Annotated in this window: 3 protein-coding genes and 1 pseudogene; all 4 read right to left on the reverse strand. The window is 63.8% G+C overall.

Annotated features, from left to right (window positions below; all coding sequences use genetic code 11):
• Positions 1–437: bifunctional pyr operon transcriptional regulator/uracil phosphoribosyltransferase PyrR (gene pyrR, locus VGH41_RS13465; protein ID WP_331597945.1), on the reverse strand; the 437-nt coding region annotated here is incomplete at its 3' end.
• Entirely contained in the window at positions 424–864 is a 441-nt protein-coding gene (gene ruvX, locus VGH41_RS13470; RefSeq protein WP_331597946.1) for a Holliday junction resolvase RuvX, read from the reverse strand. The genes pyrR and ruvX, both read right to left, overlap by 14 nt.
• Positions 861–1439, reverse strand: a complete 579-nt coding sequence (locus tag VGH41_RS13475; RefSeq protein WP_331597947.1) for a YqgE/AlgH family protein — start codon at positions 1437–1439, stop codon at positions 861–863. The genes ruvX and VGH41_RS13475 overlap by 4 nt, the downstream gene beginning before the upstream one ends.
• Before the next feature lie 229 nt (positions 1440–1668).
• Positions 1669–1913 (reverse strand): annotated as a pseudogene (locus VGH41_RS13480) (hypothetical protein); the annotation flags it as partial.

Consider the following 1913-nt stretch of genomic DNA (forward strand, 5'->3'; position numbering starts at 1 on the left):
CCGCCTACGAAGCGCGCCGCTACCGGCAACTCACGGCCGCCGCGATCGGCGAGCACCGCCAGTTCGACCGACGCCGGCCGTCCATAGTCGTATAGCTCGTTCAACGCGGCGCGCACGGTGCGGCCGGTGTACAGCACGTCGTCGACCAGCACGATATGGCGGTTGTCCACTTCGAACGGCAACGACGTCGGGCTCGCTTGCGCGTGCAGCCCTTTCTTCGCGTAGTCGTCGCGATGCAACGCAACGTTGACGACGCCAAAACTATCGACGTTCAGATCGCGCGCGAGACGTTCCACGAGCCACGCGCCACCGCTATAGATGCCGGCCAGCACCACGCCGTGTGGGCCGCCGGGCGGCTCATTGAATTTGCCACCATAAGCCGCGCGAATCTGTTCGAGCAGAGCGCGATAGAGCCCTTCGGCGTCAATGGAACTCATGATCGTCGGATAGTCCGTCAAGATATTGCTGGAGGATGATGCGGGCGGCCTCAGCGTCGAGCATGTCGGCGCGGCCGTTGCCGGCGCGGATTTCGGCTTTCGCCTCGACCGACGAATAGCGTTCGTCGACCCACGTCACCGGCAGGTTGAAGCGGCCATTCAGCTGATTGCCGAAGCGCTTTGCGAGCTGGGTCATTTCGTGAGGGGCGCCATCAGGATGCATGGGCAGTCCGACCACCAGCGCATCCGGCTTCCATTCGCTGATCAGTTTGCCGACCGCCTCGAAACGGTATTCGCGGCTGCGGTTTTGCAGTACCACGAGCGGCCGAGCGCTTTTGGTCAGCGAATTGCCGACCGCCACGCCGATACGCTTTTCACCATAGTCGAACGCCAGCAGCGTTGCTGCTCGTCCGGCCGCACTGCTCATGCGTGACCCGCTTCGCCGGAGAGCATGGAAAGGGAAATGCCGAGCAGCGCCAGCGCCGCTTCGAGGCGCTCTTCGGCCGGCACGTCGAACACGATCTTCGGGTCGGCTTCCACGGTGAGCCAGCCGTTATTTGAAATCTCTTCTTCGAGCTGGCCCGCGCCCCAGCCTGCATGGCCGAGCGTGAGCAGGAAACGTTCCGGGCCGGTGCCGCCGGCGACCGCTTCGAGCACGTCTTTCGAGGTGGTCATTTCCAGACCGCCCGGGACGGACATGGAGGAGGTATAGGGGTTGCCGTCTTTCGGATAGTGCAGCACGAAGCCGCGCTCGGTCTGCACCGGGCCGCCGAAATAAACGGGGACATGCAACAGGGGTTCGATCTCAAGTTTCAGATCGATGCGACTGAAGAGCGCTTCGAGGTCGATATCCGTCGGCCGGTTGATCACCAGGCCGAGCGCGCCGCGCTCGCTGTGATCGCAAAGGTAGACCACCGTTCCTGAAAACGTGGGGTCCGCCATGCTTGGCATGGCGATCAGGAACTGGTTGGTCAGATTGATGCGATCGGTACTCTTGGACATAGTTCGGATTTTAGCAAAGACGATGCGAAATGGCGGGCTTAAAGCGTGGGCAGATCAGCTTCTGCCGCAGTCCATGAACCACGGATCATATGCCACTCTATCACGCGCTTTCAGGTCGCCAACGGTGTGTATTCAGGTGCGCATCCGATGCGCCGGCATGAAGCACTGCGCCTGCGCGACGCACGCATGATGATCAGGAGAAAAGCGGTGTGACGACAAGCGCAGCGATTCAGGCGCCGCCTTGCTCGATGGCGCGGCGCAACGCCGCCAGGGCAGGCGCGCGCCCGGGCGGCGCAACCCCGGCTGCGATGGTGTGCAGCATGGCGCGCAGCGCCTCCGCACCTTGTTCGAGCGCGCGTGCATCCGGCGCGTTGACGAGCACATGCGCACGCACCGCGGGCGTCGAGACGCCGGCGTGCGCGCGCCGCCGCCATGCCAGTCCGAGACCATCCGCGAGCAGCGCGACGTGGCCCA

The sequence above is a fragment of the Paraburkholderia sp. genome, from assembly GCF_036488795.1.
Lineage (GTDB): Bacteria > Pseudomonadota > Gammaproteobacteria > Burkholderiales > Burkholderiaceae > Paraburkholderia.